This is a genomic window from Haloarcula sediminis, from assembly GCF_035656455.1.
Classification (GTDB): Archaea; Halobacteriota; Halobacteria; order Halobacteriales; family Haloarculaceae; genus Haloarcula; species Haloarcula sediminis.
The window spans coordinates 56781-71481 of the sequence record NZ_JAYMGA010000012.1 but is presented as its reverse complement, the minus strand read 5'-3'; the positions used below and the strand labels follow the sequence as shown (position 1 = coordinate 71481).

Sequence of the window (14701 nt, the reverse complement as noted above, 5' to 3'; positions counted from 1 at the left end):
GGGTACGCCGAGGCCGGCTAAGTGGCTTCCCCTTCGGACAGGTGTTGCGGCTAGTCGTCGACGCGTTGTTAGCACGCAGTCGATTCGCCGACTTCGACGGTCCCGCCCTCGCTGACAGCGACGACGAGACGATTGCAGGTCCCGATGCGCGTCTCCCAGACCGTTTCATCGTCCATTCGGAGCTCGATTTTGTACGGCGGGTTTTGCAGCGTCTCCTCGCCTATCTTCACGCGCTCTCGACCGAACGGGACCGCTCATATACGCTCTCGTCGGCGTCTTCGGAGGCGATAACAATATCCAGCCTGATGGCGTCTTTCGCGCGGAGTTCGAACTGTGCGGGACGGGGTTGGCAGCATCCAGACACAGCAGCTAGTCCGACTGGAAGAAGCGAGCAGAGAGGCTGCCGACGAGATTGTGAGAAGTTCACATCTCAGACAGTGAACTGGTGAGACTAAGTCTTCTTTCGGGCCGAAGCCCGTGCGTAGCGGTGACTACATGTCTGCTTACTGATCGAAACGGATGACTAACGATGTTAACAGGTTCCGATTAGCGGGTATGGCGATTCGAACGACCATAGGGTGGTCGCTCATCACGTCCGGAATCGTAACGCTCCTGCTCGCGTATCTGCCGTATCCGTCCGTCTATTGGGGCATTGGACTCCTCCTCGTCGGCATCTTCATCTTCGTCACTCGACGGCTCTACTGACACTGCGGAAACGAAATGAGACCGCGTGCAGACCCTCCGGACCCCGTCTCGACGCCTGGGCTCAGAAATCCCCTAGCCGCTTCTGCCCGCTCTCGCCGTCGGTGAACTCGGCAGCCTTCTCCAGTGTCGACCGGAACGTCTCCTTCTGGCTGGGGTCGTACAGCGTCGCGGCCGGGTGGACACAGACCATCACCGGCTGTGGGCTCCCGCCGACGGTCACGTCGGTCACGTCGCCGGCCTCGCCCGTGACCGCCACGTCCCGTTCCAGCAGGTGTTCGCCGGGGACTTTGCCCAGTGTGACGACGAGCTCCGGGTCGACCCGCTCGATTTCGGTTTCGAGGTAGCCACGGCAGTTCGCCAGCTCCTCCGTGTGTGGGTCGCGGTTGTCCGGTGGCCGACAGCGCACACAGTTGGTGATGCGCACGTCGGCCCGGTCCAGCCCGACCTCCCGCAGCGTCTCGTCTAACACGTCGCCGCTGCGGCCGACGAACGGCTCGCCCTGCTCGTCCTCGTTGGCGCCGGGGGCCTCGCCGACGAACAGCAGGTCGGCATCCGCCGGGCCGACGCCGTTGACGATTCGCGAGCGCGACGCACACAGCGCCTCGCAGCGCCGACACTCGGTCACGGTCAGCCCGTCCATGTTGCTCATGGCTGGCGGTTGGGCCGGAGGTGTATCAAGAGCAGCGGTCCGGCGGGCTGTCGCGGCCGGCGATCACTCAGCGGCCGTGTCCCCCGGACTCGCCCACCGCCTGCGCCGCCAGCCGGGCCACCCGGAGCGGTTCCGGGCGGCCGCCCTCGGGCGTGTACGCCCGCACGACATCGTCGGCGTCGTCGGGGTCGAGCCCGACGCTGCGGACGAACACCGTCCCGTCGTTGACGGTGACCGCGCGTCGGTCGGGCTGGGCGTGGTAGGTCGCCAGCCGCTCCTCGACGACCGCTTCATCGTCGAAGGCGTCGCGAATCGCGTCCGCGAGGCCCGGCGAGGGCTCGAAGGATATCGACAGCGTCGGCAGGTCGGTGTGGTCGTGGATGGCGGGGAGGTCGAACAGGTTGAACCACGCCGGCGCGACGCCAGCCAGAAACACGTACCCCAGGTCCTCGCGGTCGAGGCGGTCGAACATCCCGCAGACGGCGGCCGTGGCGTCGCTCCCGCCGACGGTGCAGGCCCCGAAAGCGAAGCCGTCGACCACCCGGTCCGCGCGGACGACGGCGCCGGCGAGGTGACTCAGTCGGTCCCGGTCCGACGCCGCGATGCCCAGCGCGCGCCGGCCCGGTTTCACGTGTTCGTCGTTTCGTTCTCCTTGATGTCTTTCAGTCGGTCGAGTAGCTCGTCGTTCGACGCGGTGAACTCGAATTCGACGTCCCCCTGATGGGCGTCCCCCTCCGTGTCGAGCCCATCGTCATCGTCGAAATCCGTGTCGTACTCCTGGTTCTCTTGCTCCGACTCGTCGTAGCTCCCGAACCCCATTGCATGCACAACTATGTAGTTCATGGTGAAAAATCACTCGCCGAATCCCCCCGACGGAATCCGGGTGTGCGTACCGCCCGCGCAGTGGCGCGGGACAGCTACGTCGACTCCGGCGGGTCGACGTTCCGGTTACCGCCGTGGGCGTCGGCGCCCTCGGACGGCGCGGCCCACCGGACCGCGTTATCGAGGACCTGCTGGATGTCGTCGCGGTGGTAGATGGGGTAGGTCTCGTGGCCCGGCCGGAAGTAGAACACTTTCCCGCGGCCGCGCCGGTAGCAACAGCCCGACCGGAACACCTCGCCGCCCTCGAACCACGAGGTAAAGACGAGGCTGTCGGGCTCCGGGATGCCGAACGGCTCGCCGTAGGTCTCGGTCTCCTCGATGACGATGGACTCGCCCAGCCCGTCCACGATGGCGTGACCGGGGTCCGTGATCCAGAGCCGCTCGCGCTCGTCGCCCTCGCGCCAGGTCAGGTCACACGGCGTCCCGAGCAGGCGGGTAAAGGGTTTGGAGGCGTGGGCCGAGTGGAGGACGATGAGGCCCATCCCCTCGGTGACGCGCTCGACGACCCGGTCGACGACGCTGTCGTCGACCTCGTCGTGGGCGATGTGACCCCACCAGAGCAACACGTCGGTGTCGTCGAGTACCGCCTCGGTGAGCCCGTGTTCGGGCTCTTCGAGCGTCGCGGTTCGTGTCTCGTGGCCCCGCTCGTCGAGCGCCGCCGCGATGGCCGCGTGGATCCCATCGGGGTAGACCTCGGCGACTGCGTCGTCTTCGCGCTCGTGGATGTACTCGTTCCAGACCGTGACTGATGGCATGGGCGTGCTTGGACGGGTGTGAGGCTAAAGGTAGTGCTTGCTCGTGGTGACTGCTACTGTGCCACTCCGATGTCTTTCCCCGCTTGGCGCGGCTAGTAACAGCCTGTAACAGCACCGACTCTCCTCTGTAGCACTTGGAAGCCCTCACCCGCTCGACGCGGCTGTGCGGGATATCCTCGCTCCGCTCGGATAGGGCCCGCGCACCCGCGCCGACCGGGTTCGCCCTTCCAGTCCGCCAGGATACCGCAGGCCGGCCAGCCCCTCCCCGACTCAGCCGATGAAACGGCTTCGCGGCCGGGAGTGCGCTCCGTCGCACGACTCGGGGAAAGGCAGGCAATCCCTGGCGGACTGAAAGGGCGAGACGGGTCCCGGGCGCTGTGGCGGCACTACCGAGCGAAGCGAGGTATCCGTCACAGCGCCCGGGAGCAGTCGAGGGCTTTCTGGGTGTGAGAGACTGCGGGAATCGCTAGCGAGCAGTCGAGGGCTTTCCGGGTGTTCGCGGTGCCGTCCGCTCCTGTCTCTAGCGGACCGTTCCGAACGGGCTCACTACCGTTTCTCTCAGCGAGCCCTAGACACTCAAGCGCGTTCCGCTACACGAGTCGAGCATGGAGGTCCACAACGTCACCGCCGACGCAGAGACGTTCACCTGTAACGCCTACCTCGCTACCGGGGAGCGGACCACGCTGGTCGACGCGGGGGCCTGGGGCCCCGTCGTCGACGCTATCCGCGACCACACCGACGACCTCGACGCGGTCGTTTTGACCCACCAGCACGGCGACCACGTCCAGCAGCTCGACCGCGTCCTCGACGCCTTCGACGCGGAGCTGTACGCCTACGCCGAGCACCCGCGCCGGGACCACGCCCTCGAAGACGGCGACGAGCTGCTCGTGGGCGACGAGACCTGCGAAGTCATCTACACGCCGGGTCACGCCGACGACCACGTCTCGCTGGTCTCGGGCCAGTCGCTGTTTTCGGGCGACGTGGTCGTCCACGACGACGGCGCCTTCGAGGGGGGCTCTTTCGGCCGGACCGACCGGCCGGGCCAGTCACGCGAACGGGAGATAGAGAGCATCAAAGAGATACTCGACCGCATGCCCGACGGCGTCGAGGGGATGTACTCTGGCCACGGCGGCGTCTTCCACGGCGACGTCCGCAGTATCGTCGAGAAGGCCTTAGAGCGGGCCGAACGCCGCGAGCCGAAGTATCCCGACGAGTAAGCCGTCGATATCGGCGTAAGCTTCTAGTCGGTTCGTGGGTAGTTCATGGCATGCATCGGCGGACACTCGCCGGCTCGGGCCTGGCCGCCGCCGGGCTCGTCCTCGCCGGCATCCAGTTCATCCACGCGATACAGCAGACGGACATCCCGGTCGCTATCGCGGTCGACGCCACCCCCTTCGTTGCGATGGGGCTGGCGCTTTCCTACGCCGGCTACTGGCTGGCACGCGATGACACCTTCGAGGAGACGGCGGCGCGGGTCGTCGTCTGGGGCGCCGGCGCGACGGTGGCTTTCGCCGCCGTGGCCGCGCTCGTCCTGTTCAGCCAGCAGGTCACCACGGGGTCGCTCGACCGGGCCGCATACCTCACCGTCGACATCCTCACCGTCGGCGCGCTGACCGGCGTCCTCGTGGGGCTGTACGACGCCCGGAGCCGCCACCGGCTCAGGGCACTCGAAACCGAGCGCGACCGCGTCGCGGCCTTCGGCCGGAAGGCCGCGGACGTGAACAACTACGGCCGGGCCATCGCCACCGCGGGCAGCGACGACGCCATCGCGGCCTACATCACCGAGGCTATCAGCTCGCTGACCGGCATCGACGAGACCGCCGTGTTGCGGGTCCGGGACGACGAGGCCGAACTGCTCTCGAACACGGTTCGGACTGCGGGTGCGGAGCGGGTCGGGAAGCTTGCCCGGGCGGTCCGGGACGAGCCACGTGGGGACGTGGTCGCCCACGGCGACGCCCCACCGGTCGACCTGGGGGAGACGGTCAGGGACGTGCTGACCGCGGTTGTCACCGAGCGCGACGGGACGACGACGGTCGTGGTCGCCGCGGACACGGGCCCGGCGTCGACCGACGAACAGGACCGGAAACTGCTGGAGCTGGTCGTCGCTCACGCGACGGTCCGGCTGGACGAACTCACCGCGCAGCCGGCCCAGTAACGGGGGTCGGGAAAATTACGCGCTGCGGGTCTCTTTGGCCTTCGGACGGAGGTTGCCGTAGCCACACTTCCGGCACTGCTGGGCGCGCTGTGGGTTGCGGGCGTTACATCGCATGCAGATCTGCTTGTTCAGAATCCGGTCTGACGCTTTCTCGAAGCTAGCCATGCTCGCCGGTTCCCCGTCCGGGCGGTTAAGCTTTGAGTTTTTCACCGGCGCGGTTTTTTCACCCCGGCGGCGCTCTCTCGGGTATGTACGACCGCGTCGCGGACCTCCCGCTCACTGTCGCGGACTCGACTTTCGAACTGCGCGAGCGAGCCACGTCGAGCGGGTTCGACCGGGCGACGACCACGATTGCGCTCTCGGGCGATGGGGAGACGGGACGCGGCGAGGACGTGACCTACACCAACGCGGCCCACCACGCGCTGGTCGACCACGACCTCGACCTCGCCGGGGCGTACACGCTCGATTCGTTCTCGGCCGCGCTCGACGACGCCGACCTCTGGCCGCACCCGCCGGAGGAGGAACGCTTTCGCCACTATCGGCGCTGGGGATTCGAGAGCGCGGCACTGGACCTGGCGCTGCAACAGGCCGACACCTCGCTGGGCGAGGCGCTGGGCCGCGAGTACGACCCGGTCGACTTCGTCGTCTCGACGCGGCTCTCGAACCCCGAGAGCGACGAGCCGCCCACGACCGACCGGCTCGACGCCCTCCTGGGGATTCACGACGACCTGGCGTTCAAACTCGACCCGACGCCCGACTGGGACGACGACCTGCTGCAGTCGCTTGCCGACTACGACGTGCGCGTCTTCGACCTGAAGGGGCTGTACGAGGACGAACTGGTCAGCAACGACCCCGACGCCGAGTTCTACCGCCGGGTCGCCGACGCCGTGCCCGACGCGCTGCTGGAGGACCCCGACCTGACCGAGGAGACCCGGCCCGTCTTCGAGGGCCGCGAGGAACGGGTCACCTGGGACGTGCCCGTCACCGGCGTCGAGAGCATCGAGGCGCTGCCCTTCGAGCCGAGCGTCCTCAATATGAAACCCTCCCGATGTGGCACCGTCGAGTCGGTGCTTTCGACTATCGCCTACTGCGAGCGCGAGGGAATCGACCTGTACGGCGGCGGCCAGTTCGAACTCGGCGTCGGCCGGGCGCACGTTCAGGCGCTGGCGTCGCTGTGTTACCCGGATTCGCCAAGCGACGTGGCGCCGGGCGGCTACAACGACCCCGAGGCGGCCGACGGGCTGCCGGCCAGCCCGCTCGCCCCGCCGGCCGACCCGCGGGGTATCGGGACCGGCTTCGGCCCTGACACCTAACGGAAAAGCCACATTATCGCCGGCGTGGTACTTCCACACATGTACTGTCCGGACTGCGACAGGAAAATCGAGGACGAACCCCGATGAAGTAAGCACGCGAACGGAGTGAGCGCGCGTGGTTCGAGAGACCTTCGGTCTCTCGTCATCACGAAAGGCGCTGCGCGCCTTTCGGACGACAGCGAGTCGCGGGAGTCCAGAGCGCGGGGGCTTTCTGGCTGTTTTACCCCGAGCTCACTGCCAGACACATGCTCGTCACTCGGCATCTATCGGTCTTAATCACTACTCTTCGACGAGGTAGTCGTCCTGCACCGCGACGACCTCGGCCGAGTCCGCGCAGTCGGCGTACCGTTCGAGGGGCTCCTCGTTGAGTTCGAGGAAGGTGTGGCCCCAGGAGAACTTCGAGAGTATTTCCTCGGCGTGGCCCCGCTCGCCGAGGATACAGAGCGCGCCGGCAAAGGCCTCGACGGTGTTGAGCTGGAACGGCGTGCCGTAGTTGACCGGGTTGCCGGCGACGAGGAAGGGCAGCGACCGGTGAATCCCCTGGAGGTCGAACGCCTCCCGCTCGGCGGTCTCCCACGAGCAGTCCAGCGCGACCAGCCGGGCGTGGCGGGCGCCGTCGCCCGCCGTCGGCGCGTCGGCCGGCGAGAGGGCCTGCTCGGCGAAGGGGTTGAGGACGATGCCCGGCGGCGTCGAGCGGGTCGCTCGGTGAAGCTCGGCCAGGTCGAACCGGGCGAGCTTCCGGGCGCTGCATTTGTCGGGGTCGTCGTCGCCCTCGTAGCGAACGTGCAGGTCCACGGTGGCCCTACTGCGGCGGCGGGCAAAAGCCGCTCGGTACCCCGACGGCCGGCAGGCGGCGTCGAGGGCCGTTTTATCGCTCGATCTCGCACCCACTCTTAAGTGCTGACGGTCCGATGACCTTTTTGTGCTTTCCGAGGGGGCAACGGCTCCGGGGTTCGAGCTGCCGGCGCTCGTCGACGGCGAGAAGCGACGCGTCGCGCTGTCTGAGTATCTCGGCGACGACGCCGTCATCCTCGCGTTCTACCCGGCCGACTTCAACCCCGCCTGCGACGAGGACTCCTGTGACCTGGACGAGCTCGACCTCTTTACGATGCAAAAGGACGTGCGGATCCTGGGTATCAGCCCGGACTCGGTGTACAGCCACCGGGCGTTCGCGGCGCGGTACGACCTCGCGGTCCCGCTGCTTTCCGACACGGACGGCGAGGTCGCCCGGCAGTACGGCATCGACTTCGTCGACGACATCGGCCAGTCGCTCATCGAGCGGGCCGTCGCCGTCGTCGACCACGACGGCACCGTCACCTACAGCTGGAGTACTGACGACATGACCGAGCTGCCCGCGGTCGAGAAGATACAGGGCGCGCTGGCCGAGACGGGCGGCGACGACACCGCCTTCGCCCGCTACCGGGTCGGCCACGCCCACTACACGGAGGGGCGCCGGGCGTTCACCTCGGCGATGGAGGCCTTCCAGCAGACGGAGTGGGTGATGTCACAGCACGACTTCCAGCAGGCCCGCGAGGAGTTCGAGGCGGCGGCCGACCGGTTCGACACCGCCGTCCGCTTCGTTGACGACGAGTCGCTGGTCCCCGTCTACCGGGGGGCAAACGAGAAGGCCACCGCGCTGTGGCAGGCCGCCGACTGGCTGGCCCAGTCGGCCAGCGCCTACTCCAGCGGGAGCGGCACCGAGGGCCAGGAGCTGCGCGACGACGCCGAGATTCCGCTGTCGACGGTCCGCGAGTACCGGGAACCCCCCGACCCCGACGGCGAGTGGCCCCCCGAGGTGGCGACCCTGGAGCGAGACGAGCCGGACGACGACACCATCCTGCCGGCGGAGGGGGATGACGAGGACGCCGCGCTGACCGTCGATATCGACGCGGAAGTCGGGGATGACGACGAGGCGCCCGGCGACGACCGGGCGGACGAACAGACGCCGGGCCGGGAACGCGAGCCCGACGGCGCGCCGACAGCCGGTTCCGACGCCACGAGCGAGTCCGAGCCAGCGGCCGGCGACGACATCGACGACGAGGAACTGGCCGAGATTCAGGCCGAACTCGCCGCCGACAACCCGGAGTCAGAACCCCCTGTGGCCGAGGAGTCGACCGCCATCGTCGAGACGCCGCCGACGGGCGAGACCGGCGACGAGACAGAGGGGACAGCCGACGGGGTTCCCGAGGAACCGACATCTATCGTCGACCCGCCGACGGACGCGCCGGACAGCGACCCGGTTGACGAGACGGACGCGGCCGAGGCGTCGGCTACTGCTGCCGGCGACGCCCCGACGGACACCGCCGTCGACGACGGGGCGGCTTCGGGGACGACCGCCGACAGGGGCGACGGTCCCGAAGACGGGCGTCCCGACACAGCACGTGCCGAGACCGCTGACGGGAGCGAGGACCCGGACGCCGGGGAGGGCGAGCCGGGGCTCCAGCTCGAACTGGCCGAGCCCGAAGCCGACCCTATCGACGCCGACGGCCCGCCGATACCGCCGGCCGAGGAGTCCGGGGCCGACGAACCGACCGGGTCAGACGGGGAGTCGGGGTCCGATGAGTGACCCGCCGACCGAGCCGGTCGCACAGGCCCGGGCGTACTACCGCACACTCGACGAGGGCGAGTACGACCGGCTCGCGGCCCTGCTCGCCGAGGGGTTCGTCCACGACCGGCCGGACCAGACAATCGAGGGCCGGGAGCGGTTCGTCCGGTTCATGCGCGAGGAGCGACCCCAGACCGATACCACTCACCCCATCGACGCGGTGTTCGAGGGCGTCGACGGCGTACAGCCCAGCGGGACGGGAGCCTCGCCGGACCAGCCCTCCGCCGGCCGCGAGCCGCCCGACCGACGGACTGGCGTCGCGGTGCGCGGGCGCCTGCTTGACGCCGACGGCACCCCCATCGCGAGCTTCGTCGACGTCTTCACCTTCGCCGCCGACCGCATCGCCCGGATCGAGACCTACACTCGGTGACGGGACAAGACATATATCCGACCGCCCGTGACTTTAGACACCACGTACCATGTGTGTCGACAGCATATCACTCCCGAGAGGGGACGATGGCAGGGGCTACGGTCGTTCAGGCGCCCAATAACTATTCTTTACTACACGGGGTAATGTGTCCATGGACGGGTCCGCGTCGCGACAGATGGGTGAGCCACTGACCGGGCGGTTCGAGCCGCGAACGGGGGCGAAAGCCCTGGTGACGGGCGACGATGCCGTGTTGCTCGTCAAGGAACGCCACGCCGACGGCTCGTCGTTCTGGACACTTCCCGGCGGCGGCGTCTGTTCCCACGAGTGTCCCGCCGATGGACTCAAGCGGGAGCTGGCAGAGGAACTCGACTGTCGCGTACGGATCGACGACCCCGTCTCGACGTTCTGGTACGCCCACGATAGCCTGGCCGCGACCGTCTCGGTGTACACGGTCTTCGACTGCTCGCTGCTCTCCCGGCCCGTGCCCAACCACGACGAGGGTGTCTTCGACGCCCGGTGGGCCGAGCCCGACGCGCTCCCGCCGGCGACGCTCCCGCAGGTCCGCTATCTCTGTTCGGACGCCGTCGCCAGCGACTGACCGGCCGCGCTCGCGGCTACTCCCGCTCGCCGGCGCCGACGGCGCTCTCGCCGATGGGCGCCGACCCCTCGATGCGCTCCTGGCCGCCCATGTAGGGGCGGAGCGGCTCGGGCACAGTGACGGTGCCGTCCTCGTTTTGATAGTACTCCAGGATGGCGACCATCACGCGGGGCACGGCCAGCCCGGAGCCGTTGAGCGTGTGGAGGTACTCCGCGGACTCGTGGCGCTCGGGCCGGTAGCGAAGCCCCGCACGCCGGGCCTGGAACTCCTCGAAGTTCGACACGGAGGAGACTTCGAGCCAGCGCCCGCCCACGTCCGGACCGTCGTCCATGTCGTCGCCGGGCGCCCACACCTCGATGTCGTACTTCTTGGCCTGGGTAAAGCCCATGTCGCCGGTACACATGTCGAGCACGCGGTAGGGCAGGCCGAGTTCGTCCAGCACGGCGCTCGCCTCGTCGAGCAGCCCCTCCAGGCGGTCGTAGCTGTCCTCGGGCCGGACGAAGTTGACGAGTTCGACCTTGTGGAACTGGTGGACCCGGACGTACCCGCGGGTCTCGGTGCCGTGTTCGCCCGCCTCCCGCCGGAAGTTCGGCGAGAAGGCCTGGTGTTTGACCGGGAGGTCGCCGTCAAGCAGAATCTCGTCGCGGTACATGTTCGTCACGGGGACCTCCGCCGTCGGCAACAGCCAGAGGTCGTCCTCGTCGATGTCGTCGTCCTGTCGGTTCCCCACCCGATAGGCGTCCTCGTCGAACTTCGGGAGCTGCCCGGTCCCCTCCATCGACGCGGAGTTGACGGGAATCGGCGGCAACACGTCCGAGTACCCCTGCTCTCGGTGTACGTCGAGCATGAACTGCACCAGCGCGTGCTCCAGCCGGGCGCCCTCGCCCTTGACGAACTGGAAGCCGCCGCCGCTTACCTTCGCGCCGCGCTCGAAGTCCAGGATGTCGAGCTCCTCGCCGAGGTCGTAGTGGGGGACCACCTCGTCGGGCAGGTCGCGCAGGTCGGCAAAGCCCTCGCGGTACCGCTCGACGTTGTCGCTCTCGTCCTCGCCCGTCGGGACCGACTCGTGGGGGACGTTGGGGATCTCCAGTAGCGCCTCCTCCAGCTGGGACTCCAGTTCGTCCGCCCGTTCCTCGACGGTCTGGAGCTCCTCTTTCAGTTCGCTAGAGCGTTCGATGGCTGCCTGGGCCTTCTCCTCCTCGCCGTCCTGTTTGAGCTTCCCGATCTCCGAGGAGACCTCGTTGCGCTCCTGTCGCAGCCCGTCGCCTTTTGCCTTCAGCTCCCGCCACTCCTCGTCGATAGCCAGGACCTCGTCGAGGTCGACGCCCGTGACGCCCTTGCGCTCGATGGCGTCACGCACCGTCTCGGGGTTCTCCCGGACGAACTGTCTCGATAACATGGTCGCCGGTTCTCGACGGTCGAAATTAGGCGTGTCGGTCCTGGCATTTCCCGCTGGACGGGTTGCCGACGGGCCAGCCCGGGGGGCCGTTCCATGGGCCGGAGCGTTCCGGCCGTTTCCCGGCCCGACGCCGATGTCGAGCCTCGCCGGTGTCGACGAGACCGAGCGGTAACCGCCAGACTCCTGCTGCTGTCCGTCGCCCGACGGCGGCGGGGCACAACTGTTTTCCACGCCGCTTGCGACCCTCTTGGCATGGCAATTGGTGACGTATACGACGCCGAGAGTTGTGCGGACGTTCACTACGTCGACACAGGGATGTACGACGCGGCCGAGTACGGTTCGGTGTATATCGTCGACGCCGAGCGGCCGGCGCTCGTCGATACGGGTATCGGGACCCACTACGAGACCATCCTCGCGGCGTTGGACGAGGTCGGCATCGCCCCCGAGGAGCTGGACGTTATCGCCCTGACGCACGTCCACCTCGACCACGCCGGCGGGGCGGGCTACCTCGTAACGGAGTGCCCGAACGCGACCGTCTACGCCCACGAAATCGGCGCGCCCCATCTGGTCGACCCGGCGCGGCTCTGGGCGGGGACCAAGGAGGCCGTCGGCGACCAGGTGCAGTACTACGCCGAGCCCGAACCAGTGCCCGAAGACCGCATCGTCGAACTCACCGATGGCGACGCGATCGACCTGGGGGACCACACCCTCGAAGCCCACCACGCGCCGGGCCACGCCCCCCATCAGGTCGTCTTCCACGACCCCGCTATCGACGCCGTGTTCGCCGCCGACGCCGCCGGGCTCTTTACCCCCTCGGTCGGCGAGATAAACGTCACCAGCCCGCCGGTGAACTTCGACCTCGAGGGGGCGCTTTCGGATGTCGAGATGATTCGCGATATCGACCCGGAGACGCTGCTGTATGGCCACTTCGGGGCCGCATCCGCCGGGGGGCGGCTCGACGAGTACGCCGAGAAACTGGACGCGTGGGTCACCGCCGTCCGCGAGAAGCGGGCCGAACTCGGAGACGACGACGCCGTCATCGACCACTTTGTGGAGGCGGTCGAGATGCCGGCGGTCTGGGGCGAGCACAAGGCCCGCGAGGAGGTCGCACTGAACGTGCGGGGCGTGCTCGTGATGCTCGACCGCGAGTGACGGGACGACTCTCGCGCAGTTCTCACCGAGAAACGCCGCCGTGAATGTGGGAGGGGCCATATCGGGCGGTTCTGGCACTGACTGAAGTGAGTGCGTTTATAAGTTGCCCTGCCGTTGTGCGGGACAGATGGAGGACAGCAGTGGCTGGTAGCTCCGGACTCCTGATTCCGCTGGTGGCCGGCATCATCGGGCTGGGCGTGCTCGCTCAGGTACTCGCCGCCCGTCTACAGGTCCCGAGTATCATCTTCTACCTGCTTGTGGGAGTCACCATCGGCCAGCCCGGGCTGGGGATCATCGGTCGGGGCACCTTCGGCAACGCCTTACCCGGCATCGTGGGACTGGCCGTAGCCATCATCGTTTTCGAGGGGGCCTACCACCTCCGCTTCGAGCGGATTCGGGAGGCCCCGACCGCGACCTTCCGGCTGGTGACACTCGGTGCGGCCATCGCGCTGGTGGGCACCGCCGCCGCCGTCTACTTCGCCTTCGACTCCCCGGCGGTCACCTGGAAGCTCTCCTTTCTCATCGGGGCGCTGCTCGTCGCGACCGGGCCGACGGTCATCACGCCCATCCTGCAGGTGGTACCGGTGCGGGACCGCGTGGCGACGGCCCTGGAGACTGAGGGTATCGTCAACGACGTGACGGCGGCCATCATCGCCGTCGTCGTCTTCGAGACTATCAACCCCGCCGCCGAGAGCGACGGCCTCCTGCTTGCCTTCACCGAGCGGCTCGGCACCGGGCTGCTCGTCGGGCTCATGGTCGCCGGCTTCCTCTACTACGCCCTGCAGTACGTCGACCTCTCGCCCGGCGACGCGCCGCGAAACGCCCGGCTGCTGACGCTGGCCGGCGCGCTCATCGCCTACGCCGCCGCGAACACGCTGGCGACGGAGGCCGGCGTCGCCGCGGCCGCGACCGCCGGGATAGCCCTCGGCAACGTCGACCACCCCTACGAGGAGGACATCGAGTCGTTCAAGGGCGACATCACGCTGCTGGTGCTTTCCTTTGTCTTCATCGCCCTGGCGGCCCAGCTCAGCCTCCAGTCGCTCATCGACGTCGGACTGGCGGGCATCGCCGTCGTCCTGGCGGTGGCGCTGGTCATCCGCCCGCTGCTCGTCTTCGTCTCGACGGCCGGGGACCGCTTTACCCGCCCCGAGAAACTCTTCATCAGCTTCGTCGGCCCGCGGGGTATCATCCCCGCGTCGGTCGCGACGCTGTTTGCCGTCGAGCTAAACGACGAGGCCGCCGTGCTTCGCGAGGAGGCAGCGAACCTGAGCGGCGCGGAGGCGGCCCAGCTTACCGCCGAGGCCAGCACGCTCGCCAGTCAGGCCGAGATCCTGCTGGGGACCGTTTTCCTCGTCATCTTCGCGACGGCGATGTTGGAAGGCGGGCTGGCGCGGACGCTAGCGGAGAAACTGGATGTGATACCAATGCGAGTCATCATCGTCGGCGGCGGAAAGGTGGGCCGGTCGCTCGCCACGCGCCTCCAAGACCGAGGCGAGAACGTCGTCATCATCGAGCAGGACGAACAGACAGTCGAACGCGCCCGAAACGAGGGCTTCACCGTCGAAATCGGCGACGGGACTGACACGGACGTGCTCCGCTCGGCCGGCGCGGACAACGCAAAGACCATCGTCGCCGCCACCGGCGACGACGACGCGAACCTGCTGGTCGCACAGCTTGCCAGCTCGAAGTTCGACGTCGAGCGCATCATCGCCCGGGCGAACAACCCGGACAACGTCGAGGCCTTCGAGGACCTGGGCGTCCGAACGATCTCCTCGGCCATGGCGACGGCGTGGGCCATCGACAACCAGATCGAACGGCCCGCTATCGCCCACTGGATGACCGACGTGGGTCGGACCGGCGACGTCCAGGAGGTCGAGATAACGAACCCCGACCTGCTTGGCAAGCCGGTCAAGGAGGTCGGGCCGATGCTGCCCGAGGCCTGTCTCATCGCCCTGGTCAGCGGCGACGATCACAAGGAAGCCGAGGTCCCCACCGCCGACTACGTCCTGCAGGAGGGTGACATGGTCACGCTGCTGGGACGCAAAGAGTCGGTGCGTGACGGCATGAAGTTAGTCTCGAAGACGTAGCGGCCGCCGGGGCCCGCGGTAGGTTTTCTAC

17 protein-coding genes are annotated in these 14701 nt (G+C 68.0%); 9 read left to right on the top strand and 8 right to left on the bottom strand.

What is annotated here, in order from left to right:
* Window positions 1-68: 68 nt before the first annotated feature.
* The gene (locus VJ162_RS17205) at window positions 69-230 is read right to left on the bottom strand and encodes a hypothetical protein (RefSeq protein WP_324666002.1); all 162 of its coding nucleotides are present in this window, start codon (window positions 228-230) and stop codon (window positions 69-71) included.
* A 325-nt stretch (window positions 231-555) separates the two neighbouring features.
* Here VJ162_RS17205 and VJ162_RS17200 point away from each other — a divergent pair, with 325 nt between their 5' ends.
* Window positions 556-705 carry a hypothetical protein gene (locus VJ162_RS17200; protein ID WP_324666001.1) on the top strand — a complete coding sequence of 50 codons (150 nt, stop codon included), beginning with the start codon at window positions 556-558 and terminating at the stop codon, window positions 703-705.
* A gap of 61 nt (window positions 706-766) precedes the next feature.
* On the opposite strand, the gene VJ162_RS17195 is transcribed toward VJ162_RS17200, so the two are convergent.
* The 4 genes from VJ162_RS17195 to VJ162_RS17180 all read right to left on the bottom strand — a co-directional run bounded on the left by VJ162_RS17195 (window position 767) and on the right by VJ162_RS17180 (window position 2991).
* The gene (locus VJ162_RS17195) at window positions 767-1354 is read right to left on the bottom strand and encodes a uracil-DNA glycosylase (protein WP_324665999.1); all 588 of its coding nucleotides are present in this window, start codon (window positions 1352-1354) and stop codon (window positions 767-769) included.
* A gap of 67 nt (window positions 1355-1421) precedes the next feature.
* On the bottom strand, window positions 1422-1985 hold the full coding sequence (locus VJ162_RS17190; RefSeq protein WP_324665998.1) for an endonuclease dU: 564 nt from the start codon (window positions 1983-1985) through the stop codon (window positions 1422-1424).
* Window positions 1982-2173: a DUF5786 family protein gene (locus tag VJ162_RS17185; protein WP_324665996.1), complete on the bottom strand. Its 192-nt coding sequence runs from the start codon at window positions 2171-2173 to the stop codon at window positions 1982-1984. Before VJ162_RS17185 ends, VJ162_RS17190 begins: the two co-directional genes overlap by 4 nt.
* 98 nt (window positions 2174-2271) lie before the next feature.
* Window positions 2272-2991: a ThuA domain-containing protein gene (locus VJ162_RS17180; RefSeq protein WP_324665995.1), complete on the bottom strand. Its 720-nt coding sequence runs from the start codon at window positions 2989-2991 to the stop codon at window positions 2272-2274.
* A gap of 605 nt (window positions 2992-3596) precedes the next feature.
* Between VJ162_RS17180 and VJ162_RS17175 the strand changes: the two genes are divergently transcribed.
* Complete coding sequence (locus VJ162_RS17175) at window positions 3597-4208, top strand: MBL fold metallo-hydrolase (RefSeq protein ID WP_324665993.1); 612 nt, start codon at window positions 3597-3599, stop codon at window positions 4206-4208.
* 50 nt (window positions 4209-4258) lie between these two features.
* Window positions 4259-5146, top strand: coding sequence for a hypothetical protein (locus tag VJ162_RS17170; protein WP_324665991.1), 888 nt, complete (start codon window positions 4259-4261; stop codon window positions 5144-5146).
* Window positions 5147-5161: 15 nt separating this feature from the next.
* Here the strand turns inward: VJ162_RS17170 and VJ162_RS17165 are convergent, their stop codons facing one another.
* Entirely contained in the window at window positions 5162-5311 is a 150-nt protein-coding gene (locus VJ162_RS17165) for a 50S ribosomal protein L40e (protein WP_220588446.1), read from the bottom strand.
* 83 nt (window positions 5312-5394) lie between these two features.
* Between VJ162_RS17165 and VJ162_RS17160 the strand changes: the two genes are divergently transcribed.
* Entirely contained in the window at window positions 5395-6459 is a 1065-nt protein-coding gene (locus VJ162_RS17160) for an enolase-like domain-containing protein (RefSeq protein ID WP_324665989.1), read from the top strand.
* Window positions 6460-6738: 279 nt separating this feature from the next.
* On the opposite strand, the gene VJ162_RS17155 is transcribed toward VJ162_RS17160, so the two are convergent.
* Complete coding sequence (locus tag VJ162_RS17155; RefSeq protein WP_324665988.1) at window positions 6739-7254, bottom strand: DUF367 family protein; 516 nt, start codon at window positions 7252-7254, stop codon at window positions 6739-6741.
* A 127-nt stretch (window positions 7255-7381) separates the two neighbouring features.
* Here VJ162_RS17155 and VJ162_RS17150 point away from each other — a divergent pair, with 127 nt between their 5' ends.
* From VJ162_RS17150 to VJ162_RS17140, 3 genes are all read left to right on the top strand, one after another.
* Window positions 7382-9025, top strand: coding sequence for a redoxin domain-containing protein (locus VJ162_RS17150; protein ID WP_324665987.1), 1644 nt, complete (start codon window positions 7382-7384; stop codon window positions 9023-9025).
* Entirely contained in the window at window positions 9018-9434 is a 417-nt protein-coding gene (locus VJ162_RS17145) for a nuclear transport factor 2 family protein (protein ID WP_324665986.1), read from the top strand. The genes VJ162_RS17150 and VJ162_RS17145 overlap by 8 nt, the downstream gene beginning before the upstream one ends.
* Before the next feature lie 151 nt (window positions 9435-9585).
* Window positions 9586-10032, top strand: coding sequence for an NUDIX hydrolase (locus tag VJ162_RS17140; protein ID WP_324665984.1), 447 nt, complete (start codon window positions 9586-9588; stop codon window positions 10030-10032).
* A gap of 16 nt (window positions 10033-10048) precedes the next feature.
* On the opposite strand, the gene serS is transcribed toward VJ162_RS17140, so the two are convergent.
* Window positions 10049-11431 (bottom strand): serine--tRNA ligase, encoded by a 1383-nt coding sequence (gene serS / locus VJ162_RS17135; RefSeq protein ID WP_324665982.1) that lies wholly within the window; start codon window positions 11429-11431, stop codon window positions 10049-10051.
* A 252-nt stretch (window positions 11432-11683) separates the two neighbouring features.
* Between serS and VJ162_RS17130 the strand changes: the two genes are divergently transcribed.
* A complete protein-coding gene (locus VJ162_RS17130; protein WP_324665981.1) occupies window positions 11684-12583 on the top strand; it encodes an MBL fold metallo-hydrolase in 900 nt (299 codons plus the stop codon).
* A gap of 140 nt (window positions 12584-12723) precedes the next feature.
* The gene (locus VJ162_RS17125; RefSeq protein ID WP_324665980.1) at window positions 12724-14670 is read left to right on the top strand and encodes a cation:proton antiporter domain-containing protein; all 1947 of its coding nucleotides are present in this window, start codon (window positions 12724-12726) and stop codon (window positions 14668-14670) included.
* Window positions 14671-14701: the final 31 nt, after the last annotated feature.

Coding starts and splice junctions, on each gene's coding strand:
- VJ162_RS17200 (WP_324666001.1), top strand. CDS start 556: ATGGCGATTCGAACGACCATAGGGTGGTCGCTCATCACGTCCGGAATC.
- VJ162_RS17195 (WP_324665999.1), bottom strand. CDS start 1,354: ATGAGCAACATGGACGGGCTGACCGTGACCGAGTGTCGGCGCTGCGAG.
- VJ162_RS17185 (WP_324665996.1), bottom strand. CDS start 2,173: ATGGGGTTCGGGAGCTACGACGAGTCGGAGCAAGAGAACCAGGAGTAC.
- VJ162_RS17180 (WP_324665995.1), bottom strand. CDS start 2,991: ATGCCATCAGTCACGGTCTGGAACGAGTACATCCACGAGCGCGAAGAC.
- VJ162_RS17175 (WP_324665993.1), top strand. CDS start 3,597: ATGGAGGTCCACAACGTCACCGCCGACGCAGAGACGTTCACCTGTAAC.
- VJ162_RS17170 (WP_324665991.1), top strand. CDS start 4,259: ATGCATCGGCGGACACTCGCCGGCTCGGGCCTGGCCGCCGCCGGGCTC.
- VJ162_RS17165 (WP_220588446.1), bottom strand. CDS start 5,311: ATGGCTAGCTTCGAGAAAGCGTCAGACCGGATTCTGAACAAGCAGATC.
- VJ162_RS17160 (WP_324665989.1), top strand. CDS start 5,395: ATGTACGACCGCGTCGCGGACCTCCCGCTCACTGTCGCGGACTCGACT.
- VJ162_RS17145 (WP_324665986.1), top strand. CDS start 9,018: ATGAGTGACCCGCCGACCGAGCCGGTCGCACAGGCCCGGGCGTACTAC.
- VJ162_RS17140 (WP_324665984.1), top strand. CDS start 9,586: ATGGACGGGTCCGCGTCGCGACAGATGGGTGAGCCACTGACCGGGCGG.
- serS (WP_324665982.1), bottom strand. CDS start 11,431: ATGTTATCGAGACAGTTCGTCCGGGAGAACCCCGAGACGGTGCGTGAC.
- VJ162_RS17130 (WP_324665981.1), top strand. CDS start 11,684: ATGGCAATTGGTGACGTATACGACGCCGAGAGTTGTGCGGACGTTCAC.